Annotated in this window: 3 protein-coding genes; all 3 read right to left on the bottom strand. The window is 36.9% G+C overall.

Annotated features, from left to right (window positions below):
- Positions 1–197: 197 nt before the first annotated feature.
- The 3 genes from JUI58_RS11895 to JUI58_RS11885 are packed head-to-tail and all read right to left on the bottom strand — an operon-like array spanning position 198 to position 1,343.
- Positions 198–542, bottom strand: a complete 345-nt coding sequence (locus tag JUI58_RS11895) for a type II toxin-antitoxin system PemK/MazF family toxin (protein ID WP_204104005.1) — start codon at positions 540–542, stop codon at positions 198–200.
- Positions 529–885 carry a hypothetical protein gene (locus tag JUI58_RS11890; RefSeq protein ID WP_204104004.1) on the bottom strand — a complete coding sequence of 119 codons (357 nt, stop codon included), beginning with the start codon at positions 883–885 and terminating at the stop codon, positions 529–531. Before JUI58_RS11890 ends, JUI58_RS11895 begins: the two co-directional genes overlap by 14 nt.
- 59 nt (positions 886–944) lie before the next feature.
- On the bottom strand, positions 945–1,343 hold the full coding sequence (locus tag JUI58_RS11885; RefSeq protein WP_204104003.1) for a hypothetical protein: 399 nt from the start codon (positions 1,341–1,343) through the stop codon (positions 945–947).
- Positions 1,344–1,715: the final 372 nt, after the last annotated feature.

Genomic DNA, 1,715 nt, shown 5'->3' with positions numbered 1-1,715 from the left:
TCTTCTCTCAATACTCCGGACAAAATTAGGAAGCAAGAGAACCATAAGTCAATAGCTGACGATAGTTGGGATGCAATTTCATTAAAGTGGGGTCAAGGTTAAACAAGTGAATAAATAATTCTAAAAACTGAAGGCAGCGATCGCTTTTTCCAAGTTCCTCAGATTATGAGTGATTGATGAGGGGATGTGATCGACAATTAGCCTCCAATATTTAAAACAATTGCTAAAGCAAAAGCAATATCACTTGTTGTTGTTTCAGAAAGTCTTCCGAGTTTTTTGATTAATCGTTCTACCGAAATAGATCGAACCTGAAATGTATCGGCAGCCGATCGTTTTTTTAAGCCATTTTCTCGATTTGCATCTAGTCGTACCATCCATTGTTTCTCAGTATATCGGTCTTGCCAACCTGTTATCGGTACAATAACTAATAATGGCAATACTCCAATTTCATCATTGCTAACAATAACAACAGGACGAATTTTACCGATTTCCGCTCCTATTGTCGGATTGAGATTGACGAGCCAAACTTCACCGAGAAACATTGGCTTTTACCCTGCGATCGAAGTATGCGGAAAGTTCTTCTTCATCAATCTCGCGTCCAAAATAAGCGGAAAGTTCTTCTCGACTGATATATTCTAACAATTCTTCTTTACTTGCAAAATAATCCTCGCTTTCTGGGGAAAACAGATCGTAAAGTTCCCCTCCTTTTTGATAAAGGGGTTTTGCTGCTTCTGCTGTAAGTCTAAGGTTTTGCTTTTGTTCTTCTTGCAAGTACGTTCGTATTTTTATCTCTTCTCTTGTCATCTGAGAAGCGATTTCGATAATCTCCAAGCGTTCTTCTGAGGTCAATTGCTTGAGGCTGGCGATAATTTCTACTTTGGTCATTGTTATTTTCGCGATCGCATAATATTAACTATAACAGAAACGGATTGATTCTGTCTCGATTACTTAGTCTGCCTATCAAATCTTTCTTTTAAGATGGTTTCAAAATCCAAAGTTTTTTGTGCCTGAATAACCAATCCAAGATTATTAGGGATTGCAGAAATTGCTACAGGTTTAGTGTCTGTTGGTACTTCAATAATTTTTATTTCCCCTGTAGTTGTATGTTGCGGGCCAGCATACAGCGTTCCTAGAAAAATAAGCTGAAACCCTTCCATAAGAACTGTATCGCCATCTTCATTGAGATAAGTCCCCGTGCGAATCAAGAACACGGGTGAACCACTCGATCCCGGAAAACACGCGGCATCTATCATAAATTCAGGTTTACCATTATATTTTAGTTTTGGATGTGTTGCTGTAATGCCTTTCCTAATAATTGGAAGATGATGAATAGAATTTTCCATTAAACTTCCTCAATACATTAAAATTCATATTTTCATATCTAAAGTGTAGCATTTCTATAATTAGAATGCCACTACTTTGTGCAAATTTGTGCAAAAACTAAAGAGGTACAATATTAAATCAGATCGCGTACTCTCAATTATAGTTAATTTTTTAGGTCGGACAAGCGATCGCACTCTCTCTCATTAGCGAAGTTTCTCTGCCAATTTATCCTCCTGCCCAAAACTTACCCTCACAAGCAAAATATGCTTTGCAAGGGAAGGCTTATGCTAAAGTTAACAATATAATTTTTTTATAAAGTCAGGGAAAAAAACTTTAAGAAGTTAATATTTTTTCTTCTCTCAATACTCCGGACAAAATTAGGAAGCAAGAGA

The organism is Spirulina sp. CCY15215, from assembly GCF_016888125.1.
Classification (GTDB): domain Bacteria; phylum Cyanobacteriota; class Cyanobacteriia; order Cyanobacteriales; family Spirulinaceae; genus CCY15215.
The sequence above is the reverse complement of the archived record's forward strand: the minus strand, read 5'-3'. Positions and strand labels throughout refer to the sequence as shown.